Source organism: Pseudomonas sp. G5(2012) (assembly GCF_000408945.1).
GTDB classification, from domain to species: domain Bacteria; phylum Pseudomonadota; class Gammaproteobacteria; order Pseudomonadales; family Pseudomonadaceae; genus Aquipseudomonas; species Aquipseudomonas umsongensis.
Genome location: NZ_APIO01000063.1, coordinates 21271 through 45034 on the forward strand (window position 1 = coordinate 21271; position 23764 = coordinate 45034).

Below are 23764 nucleotides of genomic sequence, written 5' to 3' on the forward strand. Positions count from 1 at the left end.
TTTAAGGGTGAAGTTAATTAATAGGGTGACAACCATGGCTAGCTATAAGTGTCCAGATTGTAAATATATTTATGATGAAAGTAAGGGTGAGCCGCATGAAGGGTTTGCTCCAAATACTCTTTGGGTCGCCATTCCTGAAGAATGGTGTTGTCCAGATTGCGCCGTTCGAGACAAGCTAGATTTTGTAATGATTGAGGGGGTCGCAGGGGAAGTAAATATCAGGCCAAGCAGTACTCTATCAGGTCTGAATAAAATGGGTGGTTCTGATGTAAACGCTGGAATATCAAATGCGACGATGATCGTAGAGAGCGCGCTTGACGTTGCAGTTGAAGAGCAGAAACTAGAGGGACAAAGTAAGTCACAGGTAACTAAACCACAGAGCGGAGCAGCATTACTTAAATGGATCTGTATTACTTGCGGTCATATATATGACGAGGAGTTAGGTGACGAGGTCGAGGGATTTGCTCCAGGTACTCGTTTTGAGGATATCCCTAATGACTGGTGCTGTCCGGATTGTGGGGCCACTAAAGAAGACTATGTGCTCTACCAAGAAAAATCAGCCTAATACATTTAAAGTCCTTCAGGAAAATAATAAAAATGAATATGCACACTGGGCTAGCCGGGTACAGTTTAAGTACTGAAAGAAACTCGATAATTGAAATATTTAATTCGCAAAAAAAGGCAAGTAGCGGTCGCCGGGGGACACTTAGTTTAGCAGAGCGTACGGCTGCTCTTGATGTACTTAAAGAAATAATTCAGCGGCGTGAGTCAGAAATTATCGCTGCACTTGCGGCAGATTTCCGTAAGCCGGCGAGCGAGGTAAAACTGACAGAAATATTTCCGGTATTGCAAGAAATAAGTCACGCAAAACGCAACCTGAAAACTTGGATGAAGCCACGAAGGGTGAGGGCAGCACTTAGTGTGCTGGGCACCAAAGCACGACTTTGTTTCGAGCCAAAGGGGGTTTGTTTAATCATTGCGCCTTGGAACTATCCCTTCAATCTTAGTTTTGGCCCACTTGTCTCTGCGCTGGCAGCTGGCAATAGCGTTATTATAAAGCCATCTGAGTTGACCCCGCATACTGCTCAGTTGATAGATTCTATCATTCGGGAAGCCTTTTCCGCGGATTTAGTCGCTGTGGTGGAGGGCGACGCCACTGTTTCTCAAGAGCTGTTGGCGCTACCATTTGACCATATCTTCTTTACAGGTAGCCCGCGAGTCGGGAAATTAGTAATGCAAGCCGCAGCGAAAACACTGGCTTCGGTTACATTGGAGCTAGGCGGAAAGTCCCCAACGATTATTGGCCCGACAGCAAACTTAAAAAAAGCTGCTCGTAACATTGTCTGGGGAAAGTTTTCGAATAATGGACAGACGTGCATCGCGCCTGACCATGTATTTGTGCACAAAAGTATAGCCCATGATTTTAATAAAATCATCATAAAGGAAATTATGCGGGTTTATGGAAAAGATTTTGAGGCGCAGAAGAGATCGCCGGACTATTGTAGGATTGTAAGTGATCAACACTTCAATAGGCTTTATGATCTCATAGGTGACGCAAAAGCAAAAGGAGCGGAAATTTTACAGGGAGGTGAGATTGATGCGCAGGAAAGATTTATAGCGCCAACTTTAATATCTAAAATAACTCCGGAGATGGATGTTTCGCGAGAGGAAATATTCGGTCCATTACTGCCTATTATTGAATATGATGATATAGACTATGTGGTTAATCAGATACGCGATAACGCTAAGCCTCTGGCGCTTTATATTTTCTCTGAAGATATAAGATTTGCTCAAGATATTGTGGCTCGCACGAGTTCTGGGTCAGTTGGAATAAATCTAAGTGTCGTTCAATTTTTGCATCCCAATCTTCCTTTTGGTGGGGTTAATAATAGCGGTATTGGCAGTGCTCATGGGTTTTATGGTTTTCAGGCTTTTTCACACGAGAAGCCAATTTTGCAGGATAAGTTATCAATTACACACTTGTTGTTTCCCCCTTATACGGAAAAGGTTAAGCGATTAATTAACATGACGGTAAGGTACTTGAGCTGAAGTGGTACTGCAATAATTTTCTTTTAGGGGTAACATGAATATGTATGATTATATAATTGTTGGTGCTGGATCCGCTGGATGTGTTCTCGCTAATCGCCTTTCAGCCGATCCGTTGAAGCGTGTTTGCTTACTTGAGGCCGGGCCGCGAGATACAAACCCGTTAATCCATATGCCGCTAGGTATTGCTTTACTTTCTAATAGTAAAAAACTTAACTGGGCATTTCAAACTGCACCGCAGCAACAACTTAATGAGCGCAGTCTATTTTGGCCCCGAGGGAAAACGCTAGGTGGTTCAAGTTCGATCAATGCGATGGTCTATATCCGGGGTCATGAGAATGATTACCATGCTTGGGAGCTCGCGGGTGGGGCTTATTGGGGATGGAACCGTGCTTTCGAGTTGTTCAAAACACTTGAGCGCAACCAGCGGTTTGATAAATCAAACTACCATGGTACGAGCGGAGAACTGGTTGTTAGTGATTTAAAGGATATAAATCCACTGAGTAAATCATTTGTCCAAGCTGGTATGGAGGCTAAAATTAGCTTCAACGGTGATTTCAACGGTGCTCACCAAGAGGGCGTAGGTTTTTATCAAGTAACCCAAAAGCATGGGCAGCGCTGGAGTTCCGCTCGTGCATTTTTGCATGATGTAATTGATCGACCTAATCTAGATATCATTACTGAAGCGCATGCTACAAAAGTACTTTTTGAAGATCGTAAGGCAGTAGGGGTGTCTTATATAAAACGCAATATGAATCATCAGGTTAAGACTACAGATAGTGGTGAGGTGATTCTTTCTCTTGGTGCGGTCAATACACCTCAACTTTTAATGCTGTCTGGAGTTGGACCGGCAGCCGAGCTTAAGGGGCATGGCATTACCCTAGTGCACGACCTTCCTGAAGTTGGACAAAATCTTCAAGACCACTTGGATATTACTCTGATGTGTGCTGCAAACTCCCAAGCACCGATAGGCGTGGCGTTCTCTTTCATACCGCGTGCGGTTGTGGGTTTATTGTCCTATATTTTTAAGCGTAAGGGTTTTCTGACGAGCAATGTGGCAGAGTCAGGTGGCTTTGTAAAAAGCTCTCCTGAACGTGATCGACCTAATCTGCAGTTTCACTTCCTGCCAACCTATTTAAAGGATCACGGTCGTAAAATAGCTGTTGGTTATGGTTACACGCTACACATATGTGATCTTTTACCTAAAAGTCGAGGAAGGGTTGGTCTCAAAAGTGCTAACCCACTGGATGATCCACTAATTGAACCCAATTATCTTAGTGACCCTGAAGATATTAAAACTATGATTGCTGGCGTTAAGATTGGCCGCGCTATCTTTGAGGCCCCGTCCATGGCTCAGCATTTTAAACGGGAAATAGTCCCAGGTCCTGCTGTTACCAGCGATGATGAAATAGTTGCAGATATTCGTAGTAGAGCTGAGACAATCTATCACCCAGTAGGTACTTGTAGAATGGGTAAAGATCCATCGTCAGTTGTTGATCCAAGCCTGAAAGTGCGTGGCTTAACAAATCTAAGAGTTGTTGATGCATCCATTATGCCGAATCTAGTCGCCGGGAATACAAACGCTCCGACGATTATGATTGCTGAAAATGCTGCGGAAATAATTTTGCGGAAAATTGATATGGATTCATTGGATGCGAGCATTAATTTTAGACACAATAATTTTTCGCCAGAACTGCTTTAGCGTTGGTTTTCACTCAATGTATGAGTAAGCGTTTTACTGAAGTAACTGCTGTAAATATTTTTAATCGTGAATCTGGAACCGCGCTATGATTGGTAATATGATGCATAAGCAGTTGATCATTAGTTCACTTATTGATCATGCTGAGCGATACCATGGTAGTACAGAGGTAGTTTCTGTTGAAACCTCTGGCGAAGTAACAAGGACTTATTGGTCTGGGGTGGCGCAGCGTGCCCGTAAGCTTGCGTCCGCACTAGGCAAAATGGGGCTCACACAAAGTGATCGTTGTGCAACCATTGCCTGGAACAATGTTCGCCATCTTGAGATTTACTTCGGTATTTCAGGTGCTGGGATGGTGTGCCATACAATCAACCCTAGGCTATTCAAAGAGCAGATCGCTTATGTGATAAATCATGCGGAGGACAAAGTAGTATTTTTTGATGAGACATTCTTGCCTATAATTGTTGAGCTGGATGGGCTATTAACAACGGCCAAAGCCTTTGTCTTGATGGGATGTGCAGATTTACAAGCTTCCGCCAAGATACCAGGATTGCTTTTCTACGAAGATCTGATTCGACAAGGTGATGATGACTATGTATGGCCTGATGTCGATGAAAGTGAGGCTTCTAGTCTCTGTTATACTTCGGGTACTACGGGGAATCCTAAGGGCGTACTTTACTCACACCGCTCCACAGTTCTACATTCGATGACGACTGCAATGCCAGATACGCTAAATTTGTCTGCGCGAGATACAATTTTACCAGTCGTTCCGATGTTTCATGTAAATGCGTGGGGTATTCCATACTCAGCTGCTATGGTGGGTGCAAAATTAGTTCTTCCGGGCCCTGCGCTTGATGGCGCTAGCTTAGCGAAGCTAATTGACCAGGAACGTGTCAGTATTGCTCTTGGAGTGCCTGTTATTTGGCAGGGGTTGTTAACCTCCTTAGCAGAAAGTGGATCGAAAGCAGAAAGCCTTACTCGAACTGTTGTAGGAGGCTCAGCGTGCCCTCCATCTATGATTAAAGAATTTAACGATCTATATGGTATTGAAGTTATTCATGCTTGGGGTATGACTGAGCTTTCTCCATTTGGTACGGCAAATACGCTGCTCGGGCATCAAGTGAATTTGCCATTGGATAAGAAACTTGCACTGCGCCAAAGCCAGGGGCGTCCACCTTATGGTGTCGAACTGAAGATAGTTGATGATGAGGGTGCCACACTGCCTGAAGATGGTGTCTGCAAAGGCAATCTTATCGTTCGAGGTCATTGGGTTATTAAAGATTATTTTCGTAGCACTATTGGTACAACCCTCTCGAATGGATGGTTTCCAACTGGTGATGTGGCCACTATTGATCACGATGGCTTCATGACGATTTGTGATCGCGCAAAGGATATTATAAAGTCCGGTGGCGAGTGGATTAGTACAGTAGAGTTAGAAGGTATTGCGATTTCGCATCCAGCGATAGTTGATGCTGCAGTCATAGCGGTAAAGCACGAAAAGTGGGATGAACGTCCGCTTCTTGTTGTAGTCAGAGCCCCAGATTCAAGTCTTACGGACAATGATTTGCTTTATTATTTCGAAGGAAAAGTGGCTAAATGGCAAATTCCTGATGCTGTTATATTTGTTGATGAGTTGCCGCGCAATGGAACTGGTAAAATTCTGAAGAATCGTTTGCGTGAGAAATACGCTGATATTCTAGCGTGACGCTTTCGGTGCGAACTCGGGCTGATTTTTTTAAAAGTCAGTCTCTGTGAAATGTAGTAACTTGTTTCATGAATTTATTTTTATAATAAAAATGGAGATGCATCATGAGTCCGACTTTTGTGAAAAATATCTCAATGTGGATTTCGGTAAGTGGTTCTGTGTTAGGTGCCGCCGACGCGTTGTCAGGCGAAACCTATTCGAGAGGAGCTGGTTACAATAAGGGCGACTGGGTTGCAAGCTTAAATCTTTCTAAAGTTTATGTCGATGAGACATTGGGCCCGCTAAATATAGGCGGGGCTACTGTGCCTAGCGCTGCTGTAAGCATTGGCAATGACACAACAGTTACTTTTGATATTTCCTACTTTATTACTGATAAAGTGGCGCTGGATCTTTTTGTGGGAGTTCCAGCTAGAGCTAAATTTCAAGGTGAAGGTTCCATCTCTGCACTGGGAAGAGTCAGTGAAGTTGACTATGGTCCTGCAATTTTATCACTCCAATATCATTTCGATAATTTCGAACGATTTTATCCATATGTTGGGTTGGGTGTCGGGCGGGTATTTTTCTTTGACAAAACTGATGGTGCCTTGACTTCATTTGATATCGAAGATAAATGGGCACCTGCTGTTCAGGTCGGACTTAGATATGATGTTGGTAACTCATGGATGCTAAATTCAGATCTACGCTATATTCCGTTCGAAACTGATGTCTCTGGCACATTTGGATCGGCGCCTGCTTCTACCAAGATTGAGGTTGATCCTTTCATCCTGAGCCTCGGGGCATCATATATGTTCTAATTATTTATTGTTCTTCATTTAACAGCATTCTTTAGGCTGTAAAGAGTGCTGTTAATACTTTTTTTTAATATAAGTATTTAAATTTTATGGTGTTTATTTAGGTCGAATTTTCTTCTAATGGAGGGGGTATGAGTATCAATAGTTCGCTGCGGTATCGTTTTTTATTGATTGTTGCTATGGCAGGATTTTTGTTTTTGGTTGCGCTGTTCGGGATGCGATTAATGTATAAGTTGACTGAGTTCTCTTATTATGAGAGGGAGCATGTTGTTGCCTTGAGTAATGTACATTATGAGTTACAGAAAAAAGAAGCAAACATTATTTATATAATGGAACAGGTTCGGAGGGCGCGCAGGCAAGCTGTATCTGTAAATGGTATGTGGGAGGGTGACAAGGCTCTTTTAAAACTATTAGGGAAGGGGTTGATCCTAGAGCTTTCTGATACTTCATCAGAAAGGCTTGGGCAGTTCGTTGAGTATGCAAGTGGTATTTATAAAGATAGGATTTCTTCTGAGCAGATTGAGGAAATGAAACGGCTTGTGAGTTGGTCGTATAATAACTCTGATCGCTTTGGGGTTGAGCTTGCAGATATTTCGCGGCGTGTTAAGTCTTATGTTTTTTTCACTTTTTTAGTAATTAATGGTCTCTTCTTTTTCATTATTTATCTTCTTATGAAGAGAACCCTTGAGTCAATAACTGGAATGATTCATGTGATGGATGGCATGTCAAAAGGTGATCTTACATACTGTGCTGCACCGAGAAATGATGAAGTAGGTAAAATGCAGTTATCCGTCATGGCTATGGCTGCCGGAGTGCGCGTCTTGATTGAATCAATAAAAAACGTACAAGTTGATCTGTCTAATTCAGCACTTGAGGCTTTAAGGGTTTCACAAGGTACGTCTAGTGATCTATGTAAACAGTCAACTAAGGTTGACGAATTTGTCAGTGCATTATCACAGATTTCTTCCGCAATAACGGAAACATCCAATGCGGCAAGTAAGTCTGAAGTACTGTCATCTGAGGGGCAGCGGTTGGCGGTTCTTGGTCAAGAGTCTATTGGTAACGCTGTCTCATCTATAAATGCTCTGTCAGAATGGGTTAATGATTCATGCATGGCTATTAAGTGCATTGAAACTGATATTGCAAAAATAGGTACAATTGTTGATATTATTGATCAAATCACAGATCAAACAAATCTTCTGGCTTTAAATGCGGCAATTGAGGCGGCACATGCCGGCGAGGCTGGGAAAGGGTTTGCTGTTGTAGCTGATGAAGTTAGAAGCTTAGCTCAGCGTACAAATAATTCCACCTATGAAATACAGGCAATGATCGCGTCTTTAAATAAAAGCATATTAGTTGCTCTCGATGTAATTAAACATTGTGTGGTTGAGTCAAAAAATAGTGTCGTTGCAGCTGACGAAGCTAGTAGATTAATTTATGAGATTGTAGATTCTGTATCCAAAATAATGTTGCAGATTTCACAAGTTGCAGCCGCTTCAGAAGAGCAGAGCGCAGTTGTAGAAGATATGTTGGGTAATGCGAATGTTATTAGAGACATTGCTGCGGGAATTGAGCTGGGTAGTGGCAGGATAACGGAAGTAAATCAATCTTTAGTTAAATTGGCTGGCAGTTTGGGTGGGGCTGTAGAGATATTTAAGTTAGATTGATTTTAGATTGCTCTGTAATTTTTAAAAGTGCGGTTTTTAAGGTTTCGTGTCGACCGTACTTAGATGCTGCGTGTGGCGGCGGTTGTTTCCGATTATGGCCTATGAGCAGTAGTAGCGTGCAAGGCTAAAGACAGCGGCACCGAGCGGCCTTAGCGAACGGGTGTGGAAGTCACAATTCAAGTCTAGCGTGGCCGTGCCTGTGGTTGTCAATGTGACAGCCATAAAATTCGTCTACAAATCAGCGACTCACAAGAATTGCCATCCTGCAAAATAAACAGGTACCCCTGTGGGTGAACTAATGTTGTCAGCGGTGCTGAGTATAGGTTCATTAATCGTCGTGTTTGTGTACGGCGCTCCGATTTTGAAGGGACTGCCTTTTATTTGGTCTGCTTGGCTTCATCGATGCCATCCCTGGCAGTATCTGGTTGTTTAACTACATCTGGCCCAGCGGCAGCAAGGAATGAATAGACAAAATGTCAGCCGAGTTATTTGTCACGAGCGTTAGATCAGAAGGATAACGACATGACCTCTTCGCAGGATACGGACCATTCCGACTGCGGTGTAGTACCAGGGCAATCACGTAAAGTAGGCCTGGCGCTGGGCAGCGGTTCGGCGCGTGGGCTCGCTCATATTGGTGTGATCCGTGCCATCGAAGCAGCCGGCATCGAAGTGGACGTCATCGCTGGCACCAGTATCGGTGCACTGATCGGGGCGATCCAGGCTGCCGGCCAACTGGAAGAACTGGAAACCACCTTTCAGTCGTTCGACTGGAAAATGACGGCTTCTTTCTTCGATGTAGTGTTGCCTAGGTCGGGCTTGCTCGACGGTGCGAAAGTTAGCGCCTTGCTACGCGCGCACGTTCAGGCCAAGACTATCGAGGCATTGCCTACGCCCTTTGCCTGCGTGGCAACCGATATCGTCAACGGCGAGGAGATCGTGATCCGCTCGGGCGACCTGATCGAGGCTGTGCGTGCAAGCATCTCGGTACCCGGCATCTTCACCCCGGTGCGCAGCAACGGTCGAATTCTGGTAGATGGCGGACTCACCAATCCCGTGCCGATAAGCGTCGTGCGCGCTATGGGAGCCGGCCCAGTGATCGCAGTCGACCTCAATCAACAAATCGTCCCCGGAAAGAACTTCAAACCGGTGCAGGGTTGTGATGCTTCGACCAGTACAGGAGACGGTCCGGCAGACAAGTTTTCATGTTGGGTAGGCGACTATCGGCTAAGCATGACGGATATACAGCGCAAGTTGATTGCTGGGGATGATTCCGTCTCGATGCAATTCAGGACATGGCTTTCCCAGGAACCGCTACCCAATATTTTCGACGTGTTGCTAGCCTCGATTAACATCATGGAAACGAGCATCACCCAATCGCGCTTGAGCTTGGATCGACCGGATTTGCTCATCCAGCCTCCGCTGGGACACATCCGTTTTCTGGACTTCGGCCACGCCGAGGAAATTATTGCCATCGGTTATGGACACACTCAGCGGCAATTGGCCTCACTATCACCCCATATCTTGCGAAGCCTGCAAAGAAGGAACACCCCCTGTGAATAGAGCCATCCACACCATACTGCTGGTATTGACTTCTGGCGTGCTGGCAGGATGCGGGCAGTCTGCGGATACGCCTTCAACTGTAGGTCTAAAAAGCTGGAATCTGAGTACTTTTACAGTGGCTGCTGTCGATGTCCCTATTGACTACACGACCGTCGGCTCCGTGGTGTCCGACCAGCGCATAGAGGTCACGTCCAAGGTGAGTGGTTACATCCATGAGTTGCAGGTGCGGGAGGGTGACCGGGTGCAGCGTGGAGAAATCATTGCCAAACTCGATGGTGCCAACATCGAAGGTGGCATCCGCCAGAGCAGGGCGGAACTTAGTGCGGCTAACTCAGCCTTTGCCGATGTCCAGATCGATTTCGAGCGTTTTAAGCGCCTCTATGAGCGGGGTTATATTTCCGAGTATGAGTGGCGCAAGATCCGCCTCAAGCGTGATGTTGCCAAAGAGTTACTGAATCAGGCGCAAGCTGCGCAGGAGACGGCGGATGCACAGCGCGCCTACATCGAAATAAGGAGTCCAGGCGACGGCGTGGTGGTGGCTCGCTTGAAGCGTGCCGGTGATATGGCCCAGCCGGGCGAACCGATGCTCATCCTGGAGGTAGGCCGTACCTTGCTGTTCGACACGTCTGTCAGCGAAGCCCATGTTGCTGCGATTGCTGTAGGGAGTTCGGTACGCGTGAAGATCGATGTGCTGCCTCAGGTGCTACAAGGTATGGTGAGCCGTGTCGTGCCCTCGGGTGACCCGGTCAGCCGCAGCTATCAGTTGAAAATCGCGCTGCCCAATACCAAGAATCTGCTGCCGGGCATGTTCGGCCGTGCCAGTTTTGTCATCGGGGACAGCCAGGCTGTGCTAATTCCGCCGCAGGCGCTGGTGGAACGAGGTGGACTGCGCGGAGTGTTCCTGGTTGACGACGCAGGGCTGGCACGTTTTCGCTGGTTACGCACGGGCCGCGAGTGGCCCAAGGGTATTGAGATCGCAGCAGGCCTTCTGGTGGGTGAGCAGATAGTCGCAGTGGTCGCTCCTGGCCTGCGCGAAGGTGACCGCATCACTAGTGCTGAATATCCATGAGCCAGCGCAAAGTCAATATCGCGGGGCACTTGGCCGAAATCTTCGTCACCTCAAAACTGACTCTACTATTCATGCTTGCCTGCGCCGTGCTCGGCATGCTGGCCATCCTCCTCACGCCACGCGAGGAAAACCCGCAAATCATCGTCCCCGGTGCGCAGGTGCGGGTATTGCTGCCTGGTGCTTCCGCTGTTGAGGTGGAGCAACTGGTGATTCGTCCGCTGGAAGACATTGTCAAGCAAGTCCCCGGCGTCGACCATACCTTCGCTACATCGATGAACTCCGTCGGCTTTCTTACCGTGCAGTTCGAGGTAGGTCAGGACAAGGAAAAATCCTTGGTCAAGCTCTACGACCGGATTCTCAGTCAGCGCGATCGTCTGCCCGCCGATGCCAGTGCACCACTCATTATTAGCGTGGACGTGGATGACGTACCCATCGTAACGGTGACTCTGGCCTCGCAAACGTATGATGATTACGCTTTGAAGCGGTTGGCTGATCGCTTGCTTGACGGCTTACGCAGTCTGGAGTCAGTTTCCGCGACCTATATCAAGGGCGGACGCGACCGGGAGGTACGCGTGGAGCTTGAGCCGGATAGCTTGGAGGCGTTCGCCGTAACCGTCGATCAGGTTCGCGCTTTCCTTACCACTGCCAATGTCTCGGCTCCCTTGGGGAGTGTGGTGCAGCAGGGCCATAATCGCAGTGTATTTCTCGATGGCTATCTCACCTCAGAGGATGACCTGAAACAATTAATTGTTGGTAGTCATGCTGGTCGGCCCATTTACCTTGACGATGTAGCGGTCATCGTTGACGGCCCGGCCGAGGAACGCACTCAGCTGTCACGTTTTACCTTCGGCCCTGCAGACCCGCGTTTTGGCAAAAATTCGGATCCTGAAATGCCCGCAGTTGCTCTAGCGGTTGCCAAAAAACCTGGCACCAACGCGGTGGTTGTCGCTGACGAGGTACTCGCCCGCATCGAGCGAATGCGGCAACAGTTTATCCCCGCTGGGGTGGAACTCGTGGTTACCCGTAACGATGGTCAAAAAGCTGATGCCGCCGTGAATGTGTTGATTGAGCACTTGGGTATCGCGGTCTTTTCAGTTTTTCTGGTCATGGTGCTTTTTCTCGGTCTGAAGGAAGCCTTAATCGTGGGCCTTAGCGTCCCCCTGATTTTGGGGCTGACCCTGGGCGTGAATTACCTGTTCGGCCCCACCATCAACCGTCTGACTCTATTCGCCCTGATCCTGTCCCTCGGCCTGCTGGTGGATGCGGCCATCGTGGTTATTGAAAATATCCACCGGCGCTACGCTCATCTGGGGCGGAGTGATAAGCGTGCGGTCACGGTACAGGCTACCAATGAAATCGGTAGTCCTACGAATCTGGCGACCATCGCCGTGATGCTGGTATTTATCTCGCTGATGATGGTAACCGGTATGCTCGGGCAATATTTCTACCCGATTGCTTTCACCGTGCCCGTTGCCATGCTGGCCTCGCTGTTGGTGGCCTATACCATTACCCCCTGGGCTGCCAACCGCTGGCTCCAGCCTGGCGAGGGACATGATCTTGAAGATCACAACAGCAAGGATCGGTTACACCGTTTCTACCACGCCCTGATGACACCGCTGATCGATCGTCCGCGGTTGCGTCGAGGCGTTCTGCTGGGCGTGGCTACTGCTATCCTGCTTTCTCTGCTGCAACCGGCGTGGCAGTTCATGCGCCCTGCGGGAATAAGCGGAGCGCAGTCCTGGCTTGGCGTCGAGATGGCCATGCTGCCAAAGGACAACAAGAACACCTTCAATATTGTCCTTGCCATGCCCGAGAGCAGCCCGCTAGAAACCACCGACCGGGTCGTACGAGAGATCGGTGCCGTATTGCGGCAAAACACTTTTATCCTTAACTATCAGAGCTGGCTCGGTGAGGCCGGTGTGGTCGATTTCAATGGCCTATTGCGCGGCACCGGCAACAAGACCGGGCCACACATAGCGGAAATACGGGTTAACCTGATTGATAAGGCAAGGCGCAGCACGACGTCAATTGAAATTGTCCGAGATCTGCGTCAAAGCCTTCTGGCCATTCAGTCACGCTACCCCGGTAGCGTCATCCAGTTGCTTGAGGATTCCCCTGGGCCGCCAGTGCGCGCCATGGTCGTGGCCGAAATCTACGGGTCAGACCTGGCGCAACTTAGGGCGATCGGCAAGCAAGTCGAAGAGGCTTTCAGGGCTACTTACGACATGGTCGAGGTGAATGACTCCGAACCGGATGATGTACCGGAGTATCGGCTGGTGGTGGACCGGGAAAAAGCTGCACTGTCCGGTGTGACCACCGCCGAGGTAGCGATTGCCTTGCGGCGTCTGCTGGACGGTGAAGAGCTCGGGCGAGTGCACATTGCCGGAGAAAAGAACGCCGTTCCCATCCGTCTGAAAATTCCTCGCCGTCACCAAATCGACCCGGCATTGTTGTCGCGGATTCACCTGGCTGGTCGGGAGGGTAAAAGCGTGCCCTTGTCCGGACTGGTTCGTATCGAGTCGACCCTGACCGAACGTCCCATCCAGCACAAAGACGGCGAGCGCGTCCTGTATGTCGGCGGTGAGCTTGTCAGTACAGCCCCAGTATTCGCCGTATTGGATCTGGACCGGCGGCTGGACGGTTTGCTGCTTGCCAACGACGAACGCCTGGGCACCGGGAATTTGCGTCTTACTCCTGCGGTGCCTGACACCATCGATGGTTACCATCTGCTGTGGGATGGAGAAATACGCATGACGCTGGACACTTATCGCGACATGCTCGGTGCACTGGGGCTGGCTCTTACGCTCATTTATCTAATGCTGGTGGCCTACTATCAGTCCTTCGCCATCCCTCTGGTTGCCATGGCTGCGATTCCTTTGGGGCTGGTGGGTATCTTTCCGGGGCACTGGCTAATGGGTCAATCCTTCACCGCCACTTCCCTGATCGGAGTCATCGCCCTGGCTGGAGTGGTGGTGCGAAACTCGCTGCTGATCATAGACTTTGTGCTCGATTATCGGCACCAGGGTATGAGCTTGCGCAAAGCCATCCTGGAAGCAGGGGCGGTGCGTCTGCGTCCTATTCTTCTGACTGCATTGGCGATCATCTTTGGCAGCATGATCATGCTTAGCGACCCGGTATTTGGTGGGCTGGCGATTTCTCTGATCTTCGGCACACTGTCCGCGACGATACTTACGCTGATCGTGGTACCGATTCTACTTTATCGACTGCTTAGGCAGCATTCTCCCAGTGAGCGTGCGACCGTGTGAACATTAATCCGATCAGACTGCCGCGAAGACTTCACCATGTTCGAGTCCAATAATCCGCCTGTTAGATGAGGTCTTGAATGCCATTTGATCAGCGGCGGTTACGACTAACTGCCGCGTTTCATGACCCGCAGTATCCAGCACTACCAGGAAGTGATGGCGTGGCTGCTGGACAAGAACATCGGCATACCCAAGTACTTCATCGATATCGTCATCAAGTCTCCAGTGCTCAAGGATGGTGCGCAGTTGCGTAAGCTGCTGAGCCACCATTGATTGGTCGACGAAAACCTTCAGTCCTTGTAACGCTGGACGATCAGTGCCTCGAGTACCGCGTCCTCCTGAACGGGAAGTGGCCCTGGTCGCGGCCAGTGAACCCTAAACCTACCCTTAGCTGATCTTTGGCCACAAAAAGGGCTACGACTTCACGTAACCATTTGATTTATATGGTTCCAGTATCGCCCAATCAGGGCGACCCCGGGGCCTATTGATTACAAGACAGTTGTAGGTAGGGGTTGGCGGGAGGGGCATCATCAAACAGATACTGCGGATCTGCCAGCAGGTAGCCATGCAGTCGCCGTGATTTGCGTGGCCCCGTCACCTCGCACGTCCAGATATTCAGGCCACTAGCTTGCTTGCGGTGCAGTTGCAGCTTCTCGAAACGTTTCTGCACCCACTGCCAGTCGGCGACTTGGTCCTGCTTGGCGAGTGTGGCCGTTTGCGGGTGCTCTTGCGCGTAGCGCTGGAACACACCAGGGCTGACCAGGAACGCCGTGTCGGCCACGGTATGCACCAGGGCCTTGGCGTCATTGATGATGAGCTTGCGGCTCTGGACGCACTGCTGCAGCCAGGCCATGAAGTGTTCGCCGGAAGGTGGTTCCCGCGTGATTTCGTTGTTCGAGGAGGAGGGGAGCGCTGGGGCGGGTGGCGACGTTGGGTCGGCCCCGTGGGAATATGCGGACGGCTCATCGACGCCGATTGCTCGTGACGGTTCAATCGCCGGCCCCTGCTCGGTCGGTTCGCTATCGGAGGTGCTGAGCAATGTCAGCAGGGCATCGACGCTATCGATAGCGGGTCCTGCGGACGGAGCAGTTGCGGCAGCGGCGGGCGAGAGGTCGCCGGTATCGGCTGGTGGTGGTGCGGGGGCGTCATCTTGGGGCTTCAGCTCCGCCGCCACGGTGCCGGTGAACGGTGCCGGCCGATCGTCTCCCTCCCAAATTAGGGCCGGGGCCAGCCGCAGCAGCGTAAATGTGTGCGACCACCCAGCTTCGCTCGTGACGGTTGCCCGCCAGATCGCCCTGCCATCCGGCGTGGGCTGGAGCATGCCGTGGTCCTGCAGCACGTTGAACACGGCGGTGTTGTTGGCGGGGATGCCGTCGATGCCCTGTGCCAGCAGGTGGGCGCGTAGCTTGTCCGACACCGTCTTGCTGACCAGCCAGAGGGCGTCCTGGGTCAACCAGCCATCCGACGCCTGGGGCTGGTTGAGTTTCAGTTCTTCCTTGAGCAAGTAGCGCAGCCCGTCGAGCAGCTTGCGCTGCAGGGCGTGCTTCGGTGCCGCCATGGCACGTGCTGGATCGCCGCCCAGGGCTTGGGCCACCGAAGCACGGTCGGCCTGAATCACCAGCTCGCCGAGGACGCCGGCGTGTTCGTACTGACCGGCCAGGACGTACAGCAGTGCGGACCAGAGCGGGGGATAGCTGCTGAGCCAGTCGAGAATTTCGCAGTCGAGCACCTGCCGGTACAGCAGGCCCGTTGCTGCGCTGTGCAGACGGTACTCGCGGTCCTGGCGGTAACGGAAGCGGTAGGGACGGGCCAGTGGGCCGTGCCAGGGGTGCCAATGGCTGCCGTCGCCGTACTCGACATGCAGGTCGACCGCAACCTTGCCGATGTCATGCAGCAGTGCGGCGTAGGCTATGGCGGCGGTCCAGGCTTCCGCCTGCACGACTTGATCCTCCGGCGTGGTGCCGGTGGGCAGCAGATACGACTGCCGCAGCTTGAGCGCATAGGCGACGATTTCCAGGCCGTGGTCCAGCATGCCGCCGGGGTAGGCGTGGTGGTGGCTTTCGGATGCGGGGAGTTGCTGGAGCAACTCGGCGTAGCGCTCCAGTGGTGCAAGGTACAGCGAGGCGAACTGCTTGCGTGAGAGCGAGGTACGTTGCCAGATGTGTTCCAGCAGGCGTTGCCGGCGCGGTGTGGACAGCAGGGAGGCGGCCGACTCCGGCCGCGTCAGCCCTTTGGGGGGCTCGATGGCTGGAGTGGATTGTGCGCCGGTGGTTGGTGATACCCGTTTGCGCTGGAGCAGCGAGAGCATGGCGAACCCCGGTGACGGGCTGCTCAGGGGAGCCTTTTGGCCTTTTCGGGTAGGGCCTTTCCCCTTGACCCCATTCCCTTGCCCCTTCCCAACCCTTTGGCCGTTACGGAAGTCTTTGGGTATAGGGCCGCGGATCCTGCCGAACCACAACCAATGCGGCTTGGCCCAAGTCGGATTGCGGCGGGAAGGCGACCTGTGCCGAACCTACGATGGCACCTTCCTTTTCGAGCAGATGGGGGTGCCATGCTCAGTCAGATTGACGTTGTAAGGAAACATCCTTACCATATGGGCATTGCTATCGGGAGAGCTACGATGCCAGAGATCCATGAAATCGCCACGCTGACCTCCAAGGGCCAGATTACGCTGCCCAAGCCCATTCGGCAGGCGCTGGGTGTGGACACCGGCGCAAAGGTGGCCTTCGATCTGCGCGGAGGTGAAGTCATTGTGTCCCGAGCGGACGCCGAGCACGAAGACCCGGCGATCGGAGCCTTCCTGGGCCTGCTGGAAGCGGACATCCGGGCCGGCCGACATGTCCGGTCCTTGCCGAATGATCTTGCCCTGTCCCTGTTGGCAAATGCAGGCCACGCGGTGAACCTCGATGAGGACATCGAAGGCGAAGTGGCGCTCTGATGCAGCGGCATGGCTGGACCCTGCTGTTCCATGAGGGCGTGATCGAGCAGTTGCGCAAGCTGCAGGTGGCCGCGGAGCGGGCTGAACAGAACGACCCGCAAGGCTTCGAGGGCAACGCCAACGTCAAGCTGTTTCGGGCGTTGAGCCAATTGATCATGGAAGTCGTGCCAAGCGATCCCTCACGCGACGAGTTCCGCCAGGGCAACACCTTGGGGGTGGCGTACCGCCATTGGCGGCGCGCGAAGATCGGGCGGCGATTCCGACTGTTCTTTCGCTACGACTCCAAGGCGAAGGCCATCGTGTTCGCCTGGGTCAACGACGAACAGACCTTGAGGTCGGCGGGAAGCAAATCCGACCCCTATGCCGTATTCGAGAAGATGCTCGGACGAGGCAACCCGCCTGACGATTGGGCGGCTCTGGTAGCGGCGAGCCAGGCGGAGTGGCGCGCATCATAGCAACGCGAGGTCGCACTCGGTTGTGCTGCGGACGAGTCGGCGACATAGCAGGATGAACGATTGGAGGACGGTGATGGTCTACGAAATTAATGCCGCTCTGTTCGGCCGCATTCGCCGCATGCACGATCGTTTCGATGCACTGAGCGACCGAATCGCGGAAGGCTTTGCTAACGTGCCGCCCGCGGAAGGCATTGCTGAAATCGACGCGGCAGTAGCGGCAAGGATGCAGCGCTGATACCGAACCTTGTGCGCAGGCGCTGATTAGTTATTGCATGGCAATTCGTATCTGGTTAGAAAAACATCACAGAATTCAATCATGCGTGCGATGGAACAGGCATTGAGAGAACACGACAGGACAACCATGAGGTAGCCACCATGAAACCCTCTGCACAGACTTCATTTGCGGAGCGCCTGGGCCAAGTGTTGGGCCGGATGTGGCGGGCGTATATGCGCCAGGAGCGGAAGGTGAGTGGCTGGCTGGTTGCTCAAGGTCTGCCGGCCAGTCTTGCCAAGGCAACGCTGGTGGTCGTCAAGCTGGTGGTGCTCGGTGCGCTGCTGTACGTCGCGTTCTGGTTCGTCTTGCTACTGGTTTTTGTGCTGCTGGTTGCTCGTGGTTTTGCGCAACATGAGCAGGACGAAGACCTTTGGACACCCAAAGACGAGCTGCGTCATGGTGAGGCTGGCTATGGGTTGTATTCGTCCAGTGGGCAGCGCATCGACCCTCACGACCCGAATAACCCATACGACGAATAGAAGTCGCATAGCGAGCCTCGTTACAACACCTTGCCCGTTACCTTATTCACGCCTGCGCCAGTGCTGTCTTTGGCATCCTTGGAGCCGACGGCGAGATTCTGAGCGATCACGCCAGCGCTCACGCCAGCCCACCCCAGAGCTGCTACCCAAAACGTAGGCAACACGATGAACATCGTCGCCATCACGAAGCTCACCAGCATGTCCCCAAAGGTGTTGTTGAGTCCGATCAGCGGATCGAAATTCGTGTGCGGCCGGTTCCATCCCCAGCCCCAACCATAGAGCGCATCGAGGATCGTCGAGTCGATCCAGCGCGCGAGCTGAAACCAGAAATCAACGAAGAACAGCGCGAACTGCACGACGCTAATCGTGACCACGGTTTTGAGGTCGTAGGTGCCAATGACGAGCACGAGCGGGATGCAGATGACCAATGCCATCTTGAGCAGTGCCAGCACCATCGGCAGTGCCTGCCGCATTGCGTCCATCGCGGGGAAATAGGCGATGGAGCCGATAGCCAGCCCGACGTCACTGGCGGCACGGGTGGCGACGTTAGGGACGGTCATTTCAATCTGGCCGCCGTAGTCGCTATAGATCGCACCCTGGTTGAGTTTCTGCTGCCGGGGTGACGCAATGGCACGGATTACCGAATCGTTGACCTGATCCTGGGACAGGAAGCCGGCCCAGCCGCCGATTCGGGTCAGCAGGCTGGGGTCGACCTGGCCGAGCAGGCGCGCACGCAGTCCATTCGTGCCGTCGGACCACCATTGGTTGCAGGTCGGATAACCCGCACCGCTGGGCACCTCGGCCAGCCCAGCGTCGCGGGCACTGTCGTAAGGCCAACCCTCGCGTGGCGTCTTCGCGCGGTAGGTGTCGTAGTAGCCCGGCGTGTCGAGGAAGAAGCGTGAGCCGATCCAGGTCACGTCGTACATCTGCTCCTCGTCCAGGTCCGGGCGATTCATGAAGAGCCTGGCACGCGCTGGCCCGTAGCAGTCGTGGGTGAAATCGCTCACCTCCTGGGCCAGCACCGGATCGTCGATGCGCGTGGCATCGACCTCCATACGGATCTGCCGTAAGTCCGTCCCGCACGGAATAGCGGCAACCGAGGCGCCGGTCACGGCGCGCGAAATCGCGTGCATGAAGAACCACCACACCGGCACCTTGGCCGACTGGTTGTTGAGCGTGCTGAAAGACTGCGACCAGCCCGTCTGCGCAGGCTCCGGGACGTTCACCTGGCATTGGATGGAGCGGGTGCGATCGAACCGGAGCGTGTTGAAATCCACGTCGATGAACGGGATGCCGGCGAACAGGATGACCACGATGGCGACGAAGATGCGGTTCTCGATGCGCACGGCCGACAGTGCGCCTTTGTTGCCTTCGTCGGCACCTTCGGCGCGGGCCTTGAGCCATTCCTGAAGGATGATCGCCAGAAACGGAATGGCGAATACGCCGCTGGCGACCAGCACCGCCCAGATGCCGTTGTGGACGATCCAGCTTACCAGGGTTAGGTAATACTCCAGGTAATCGGTGGTGTAGAGGGTCATTGCCGTCTCCGCTCATCCGGCCTGTACGAACTGGCCGATTTCCAGTGCCGCCACCGCAGCGATGGCGGCAATTTCGGCCCTTAGCAGGCGCTTGCCGGCTTCCGGCTCGCGTGCCAGCACCCGGCGGCGCATCCAGAGCCAGCCCCAGGCGGTGCCGGCATAGAGCCACAGCCGCCAGGCCAGGAAATGGCCGGTATGCGCCGTCAGCCATTGCTGCCAGCCCTCGATGCTGCCGGCCAGGTGGATGCCGACGACATTGGCGGCGACCGTTGCCACCAGCAGCAGGATGGCCCACAGCAGCACCAGGGCCACGCGCCGCAGCCAGTGCTGCGATCGCCCCGCGCTCATGCTCACGGGGTGCCTCCACCGCTCGCTGGGCGCTGCAGCTGATCGAGCCGATCGCGGGTCGGGTCGCCTTGATAGATGCCGCGCGAGCCGGCAGAGCGTGCGCTGTGACGCTGGATGATGGCGGTGGGCGAATTGCTCGCCAGCTCGCGGCGCAGTTCCAGCTCGGTCTTTAGGTTGTGGATCTCGCGGTCGAGCAGGTCGCTCTCGTGTGAAACCGCTTTCTGCGCCAGCTCGTTGGCCGCGACGTTTGGCTCTTTGCGCCCGGTCAGCAGCGTGCGCTGCAGCAGCAGTGCTTTTTCGAGCACACTGGACAGCGCGATTTCCGAGGCGAGGCGTCGAGCCAGAATGTCCTGGTCCGGTTCGTCGCGCAGCGCCTCGATCACGCCGCGGGTGATGGGCAGAGAGGCGCTGCCGGCCGCCTGCAGGTTGTCGAAGCTCAGGGGGCGGCTGCCGCTGATCAACTCCTGCAGCGCTTCCAGCTTGGTTTCGTACTCCTCCTGAATCAGCGGCGTTAAGCCGACTCCCGGCGTGGTAACGGTTTTGCTGCAGGTTTCGCAGGTGCGCTGCTCCTGTTCGCCCAGCACCCGCACGGCCCAGGCGGCGGCAGCCGCAGGCGAGCTCCAGGTCTGGCAGGTCAGGTTGCCGGCGCAACTGCTCGGATCGATCGAGCTGGTGTCGTCGACATCGCGCCCGTTGACCAGGTTGTAGCCGGCACGGGTGACGTCGCTGACGACGCGGATCGGGCGCTGCCCGACGCCTCCCGCATTGTCGCCACCGACCCAGGTCACCCCTTCGTTGCCCCGGCTCGTTTCGGTGTGCTCGATGGCGGATACCGCGTCGGTACTGGCGACGGCTTGCTTGAGCACCATGCCGTCGGCGAGCTGGCTCCAGCCAACCTGGCCGCCGGCCACGTCGGCCATCTTCTCCGCCATGGCGCGACAGGTTAGCTTGGAGCGATCGAAATCCAGACGGGCCTGCAGTACGCCGTTGGTGAGAAGGTTGTAGAGCCCCGGATCCGCCCTCTGGATGATCAATGCCGGCAATGACGCCACGGCGGCCGTGGCGTTCTGGATGACCGACGACATGATGGTTTGGAACCCGTTGGTCAAGCCGTTCAACTGGTTCTGGATGGTCGTGGAAATCGACATGTCGCCGCAGGTCAGGTTGCTGTTCCAGCCAACGCCTACGCCGATGGCGCGCATGTTTGATACGGGCGTCATCGACACGGCGCGCCCGCCGCCAATCGAATACAGCACGTCGCCACCGATCACGGCGCCCTGGTGTTGCGCGCCATACTGGTTGACGCTGGTCTGGGCGGATGCACCGGTGCAGGCCAGGACCAGAGCGGCGGCCAGCAGGGCAGTGCGCAGCGTTTCGGAGAACGTGATAGCAGGGTGGATCGTCATGGCTAGCCTCAATTGAAATCCGTGCTGCCAAGGAATGTCTGGCCACGCCTGCGGCAACAGCTATAGGGGCGCCACAGCGCCCAGGCGTAGTCGCCTCGCTGTGCCTGCACGCGGGTTTCGGTGTGAGGAAAGACCGCGCAGGAGCGCGACCGCGTGGGGGTCAGCTCCTGCCACTTGCCCGTCGCCGCGTCGCTCTCGATCAGTGCGCCGGCCGGCCAGTAGCCGTCCCGGGCGTTGACCAGCAGCGGTTGATACACGTGGAGCTGGCCGCGTCGCGTCACGATGTCGCCAGCGCGCTGAGCCACCACCGCGGCGGACTTGTAGTCGTCGGTCTGGTGCAGGAACCCGCCGCGTGGATAGACGTTGCCCCAGAGATTGCGCCCTGCGCGCGTACCGATCTCGCGCTCGCCGGGAATCAGGGCTTCCGGGTACGCCATTTCGGGCACGTTGTAGCGCCACGCGATGGTGTCGAGGGTGCTCAGCAGGTAAGGCATGAAGGCGGTACCGGCACCTTCGCAGCTGTAGCCGAAGCTGGAGGCGAACTGGCTGAACACATAGCCGCCGGGATGGCCGATCACGTCGGCGTTCTTGAACTTCGCCAGGTTGTTTTCGTGGTCCTCGTTCGTGGTGCCGTCGCCGCCGGCTTGTGCCGTGGCATTGGGTTGGCTCATCGACTGAACCTCACCCCAGGGATTGGCACCGGTATTGGAATAGCTGGACACCACCGCGTCGGGTACGTAGTGCCTGACCTTGACCGAGGTCTCCACGGAACAACCGAAATTCGTGCAGAACAGCCAGAAGCAGATTCCGGCAACGCGATACTCCAGGCAGTCCGGCGAGAGCGTCGAGGAGGCGATGGTTGCAGTGTTGAGCGCGAACGACGGGGCTCCCGTCGTCAGCAGGATGGCGGCGATGCCGGCGCGCAGGCGGCGAGAACACATCATGGCTGCGTCCTCCGGTGCGCTTCGATGAGCGCAACCGCCTTGGCGACGTCCGGCTCGCCATAAACCACATAACGTTGGTCGACCACTACAGCGGGGATTGTGACGATTCCCAGGCTCCAGGCATCCACCACGCCTTGATAAGCAGTACCAATACGCGTCTGTAGAGCGTTGCCACCGTCTTTCAGCCGCCGCTGCACGAGGGCGGCACCGCGCGTAGGGTCGGTAGGTAGATGGGCACCCAACTCGGCCTTGATTCGAGCAGGTTGATCCAGCTCGATAAGCCGAGCGCTGATGGGCACCTTTACCGGATGCTGGCTGTCGGTGATGACCAGGATGTCGTCGGCCTGCGCCAGTGGGCTGAGCAGCCCGGCGTAAAGCGCTGCGGCAAGTGGGTACTTGTGCAATGGAGGCAGGCAAGGATGCGGCGCTGGCATGTCGAACTACCGTGAGTTGGTTGTGGCGGTAGTTGACTCGACGAGGGAAATCGCGGCGACAAACAAACGGGAACGGCCACTGCCCGATTAATGTCCTGGGGCGCGTGAAGAACAACGGGAGCCGCAAGGCTCCCGTGAGTGACGCCGTGGGCTACAGCAGGCCGGCCTCGGCGAACGAGAAGGGAATACCCCTGCCAATGACGAAGTGGTCCAGCAGGCGGATATCCACGCACTCCAGGGACGTCTTCAGACGCTGGGTGAGCACCTTGTCCGCAGAGGACGGCTCGGTGTCCCCCGAGGGGTGGTTGTGCGCGATGATCAGGGCCGCGCTGTTGCGCTCCAGAGCGCGCTGGACGACCACGCGGGGATGAATTGTGGCGCTGTCGATGGTGCCTCGAAACAGCGTTTCGCAAGCGATGACCTGATGCCGCGAAGAAAGGAAGCAGGCAACGAACACCTCGTTCGGCTCCTGCATCAGCGCCAATCGCAGGTAGTCCTGTGCGTCTTGCGGGCTCTGCAACAGTGGACCCTGGGCGAACAGCCGATGCTCCAACAGCGAGATGGCCTGCTGGATGATGCGGTTGTCGTTCTCGTTAGATGATGAAATGCGCGATTGCGCGTCGATGACGGTGAGTGACATGGGCATGGGAAACCTCCTGAAACCAAAGGGACGGAGGTTTCCCCGTAAGAGGGCAAGCCCTCCGGGGGATGATTGAGAAAACGGCTGATAAATGGGCATCCGTCCACCGCATGGCGGGCGGTGGTGTGTTCGCCTTCATGGATGCGCAGCGAACGGGATGGTCAGCGCGGCAGCGCCGTAACCTTGAAGACCAGGGCTACCTGGGCATGTCGCCGACAACAACGGCGGACATTCTCTGTGGACTGCGGCGCTAGTCGAACGCAACCCAGGGCAGGGAACTACAACGAATCGGCAAGCAGGTCGCCCCGATTTGAGGGCGGCTGATCCGCAGTTGTCGCGCCAAGGGCGAAAAGAGGGTGGTGGGCCCAGACTCTTCGCGGATCGAGAGCGGATTGAACGCGGACACCAGTGCATCGCCTTCCAACGGGCCGAGCAACAGCAGGGACTGGTCGCTGAGCTCTTCGCGCAGGCGTATAGCGCCGGTGTGGCGGTGATGCCATCGCACAGA

At 54.4% G+C, this 23764-nt stretch carries 21 protein-coding genes and 1 pseudogene; 14 read left to right on the top strand and 8 right to left on the bottom strand.

Annotated features, from left to right (window positions below):
- Window positions 1–34 precede the first annotated feature (34 nt).
- From PG5_RS35375 to PG5_RS34960, 10 genes and pseudogenes are all read left to right on the top strand, one after another.
- Window positions 35–565 carry a rubredoxin gene (locus tag PG5_RS35375; protein ID WP_042955522.1) on the top strand — a complete coding sequence of 177 codons (531 nt, stop codon included), beginning with the start codon at window positions 35–37 and terminating at the stop codon, window positions 563–565.
- A gap of 32 nt (window positions 566–597) precedes the next feature.
- Entirely contained in the window at window positions 598–2049 is a 1452-nt protein-coding gene (locus PG5_RS19675; RefSeq protein WP_020798866.1) for an aldehyde dehydrogenase family protein, read from the top strand.
- Window positions 2050–2089: 40 nt separating this feature from the next.
- Window positions 2090–3748 carry a GMC family oxidoreductase gene (locus PG5_RS19680; RefSeq protein ID WP_042955523.1) on the top strand — a complete coding sequence of 553 codons (1659 nt, stop codon included), beginning with the start codon at window positions 2090–2092 and terminating at the stop codon, window positions 3746–3748.
- 85 nt (window positions 3749–3833) lie between these two features.
- On the top strand, window positions 3834–5450 hold the full coding sequence (locus PG5_RS19685; RefSeq protein WP_020798868.1) for a long-chain-fatty-acid--CoA ligase: 1617 nt from the start codon (window positions 3834–3836) through the stop codon (window positions 5448–5450).
- Window positions 5451–5554: 104 nt separating this feature from the next.
- Window positions 5555–6244 (top strand): OmpW family protein, encoded by a 690-nt coding sequence (locus PG5_RS33680; protein ID WP_077748602.1) that lies wholly within the window; start codon window positions 5555–5557, stop codon window positions 6242–6244.
- A 1109-nt stretch (window positions 6245–7353) separates the two neighbouring features.
- Entirely contained in the window at window positions 7354–7908 is a 555-nt protein-coding gene (locus PG5_RS35380) for a methyl-accepting chemotaxis protein (protein WP_371106615.1), read from the top strand.
- 522 nt (window positions 7909–8430) lie between these two features.
- On the top strand, window positions 8431–9468 hold the full coding sequence (locus tag PG5_RS19700; RefSeq protein WP_020798871.1) for a patatin-like phospholipase family protein: 1038 nt from the start codon (window positions 8431–8433) through the stop codon (window positions 9466–9468).
- Window positions 9461–10537, top strand: a complete 1077-nt coding sequence (locus PG5_RS19705; RefSeq protein ID WP_202979493.1) for an efflux RND transporter periplasmic adaptor subunit — start codon at window positions 9461–9463, stop codon at window positions 10535–10537. The genes PG5_RS19700 and PG5_RS19705 overlap by 8 nt, the downstream gene beginning before the upstream one ends.
- Window positions 10534–13803 (top strand): efflux RND transporter permease subunit, encoded by a 3270-nt coding sequence (locus tag PG5_RS19710; protein ID WP_020798873.1) that lies wholly within the window; start codon window positions 10534–10536, stop codon window positions 13801–13803. The genes PG5_RS19705 and PG5_RS19710 overlap by 4 nt, the downstream gene beginning before the upstream one ends.
- Before the next feature lie 21 nt (window positions 13804–13824).
- Window positions 13825–14073 (top strand): annotated as a pseudogene (locus tag PG5_RS34960) (Lrp/AsnC ligand binding domain-containing protein); the annotation flags it as partial.
- A gap of 208 nt (window positions 14074–14281) precedes the next feature.
- On the opposite strand, the gene mobH reads toward PG5_RS34960, so the two are convergent.
- Window positions 14282–16108: a MobH family relaxase gene (gene mobH / locus PG5_RS19720; RefSeq protein WP_020798875.1), complete on the bottom strand. Its 1827-nt coding sequence runs from the start codon at window positions 16106–16108 to the stop codon at window positions 14282–14284.
- 312 nt (window positions 16109–16420) lie between these two features.
- Between mobH and PG5_RS19725 the strand changes: the two genes are divergently transcribed.
- From PG5_RS19725 to PG5_RS19735, 4 genes are all read left to right on the top strand, one after another.
- On the top strand, window positions 16421–16738 hold the full coding sequence (locus tag PG5_RS19725; RefSeq protein ID WP_020798876.1) for a type II toxin-antitoxin system PrlF family antitoxin: 318 nt from the start codon (window positions 16421–16423) through the stop codon (window positions 16736–16738).
- Window positions 16738–17193: a type II toxin-antitoxin system YhaV family toxin gene (locus tag PG5_RS19730; protein WP_020798877.1), complete on the top strand. Its 456-nt coding sequence runs from the start codon at window positions 16738–16740 to the stop codon at window positions 17191–17193. Before PG5_RS19725 ends, PG5_RS19730 begins: the two co-directional genes overlap by 1 nt.
- 73 nt (window positions 17194–17266) lie before the next feature.
- On the top strand, window positions 17267–17428 hold the full coding sequence (locus PG5_RS34245; RefSeq protein ID WP_020798878.1) for a hypothetical protein: 162 nt from the start codon (window positions 17267–17269) through the stop codon (window positions 17426–17428).
- Between the two features lie 140 nt (window positions 17429–17568).
- A complete protein-coding gene (locus PG5_RS19735; RefSeq protein ID WP_042955526.1) occupies window positions 17569–17946 on the top strand; it encodes a DUF3742 family protein in 378 nt (125 codons plus the stop codon).
- Between the two features lie 20 nt (window positions 17947–17966).
- Here the strand turns inward: PG5_RS19735 and PG5_RS19740 are convergent, their stop codons facing one another.
- The 7 genes from PG5_RS19740 to PG5_RS19775 form a co-directional block, all read right to left on the bottom strand.
- The gene (locus PG5_RS19740; protein WP_020798880.1) at window positions 17967–19484 is read right to left on the bottom strand and encodes a conjugal transfer protein TraG N-terminal domain-containing protein; all 1518 of its coding nucleotides are present in this window, start codon (window positions 19482–19484) and stop codon (window positions 17967–17969) included.
- A 12-nt stretch (window positions 19485–19496) separates the two neighbouring features.
- On the bottom strand, window positions 19497–19832 hold the full coding sequence (locus PG5_RS19745) for a hypothetical protein (protein ID WP_042955527.1): 336 nt from the start codon (window positions 19830–19832) through the stop codon (window positions 19497–19499).
- A 2-nt stretch (window positions 19833–19834) separates the two neighbouring features.
- Complete coding sequence (locus tag PG5_RS19750; protein ID WP_020798882.1) at window positions 19835–21238, bottom strand: integrating conjugative element protein; 1404 nt, start codon at window positions 21236–21238, stop codon at window positions 19835–19837.
- A gap of 8 nt (window positions 21239–21246) precedes the next feature.
- Window positions 21247–22182 carry a TIGR03756 family integrating conjugative element protein gene (locus PG5_RS19755; protein ID WP_020798883.1) on the bottom strand — a complete coding sequence of 312 codons (936 nt, stop codon included), beginning with the start codon at window positions 22180–22182 and terminating at the stop codon, window positions 21247–21249.
- Complete coding sequence (locus PG5_RS19760; RefSeq protein WP_020798884.1) at window positions 22179–22616, bottom strand: TIGR03757 family integrating conjugative element protein; 438 nt, start codon at window positions 22614–22616, stop codon at window positions 22179–22181. Before PG5_RS19760 ends, PG5_RS19755 begins: the two co-directional genes overlap by 4 nt.
- A 151-nt stretch (window positions 22617–22767) precedes the next feature.
- Window positions 22768–23262: a DNA repair protein RadC gene (gene radC, locus PG5_RS19765; protein WP_020798885.1), complete on the bottom strand. Its 495-nt coding sequence runs from the start codon at window positions 23260–23262 to the stop codon at window positions 22768–22770.
- 244 nt (window positions 23263–23506) lie between these two features.
- The gene (locus PG5_RS19775; RefSeq protein ID WP_020798887.1) at window positions 23507–23761 is read right to left on the bottom strand and encodes a hypothetical protein; all 255 of its coding nucleotides are present in this window, start codon (window positions 23759–23761) and stop codon (window positions 23507–23509) included.
- Window positions 23762–23764 lie beyond the last annotated feature (3 nt).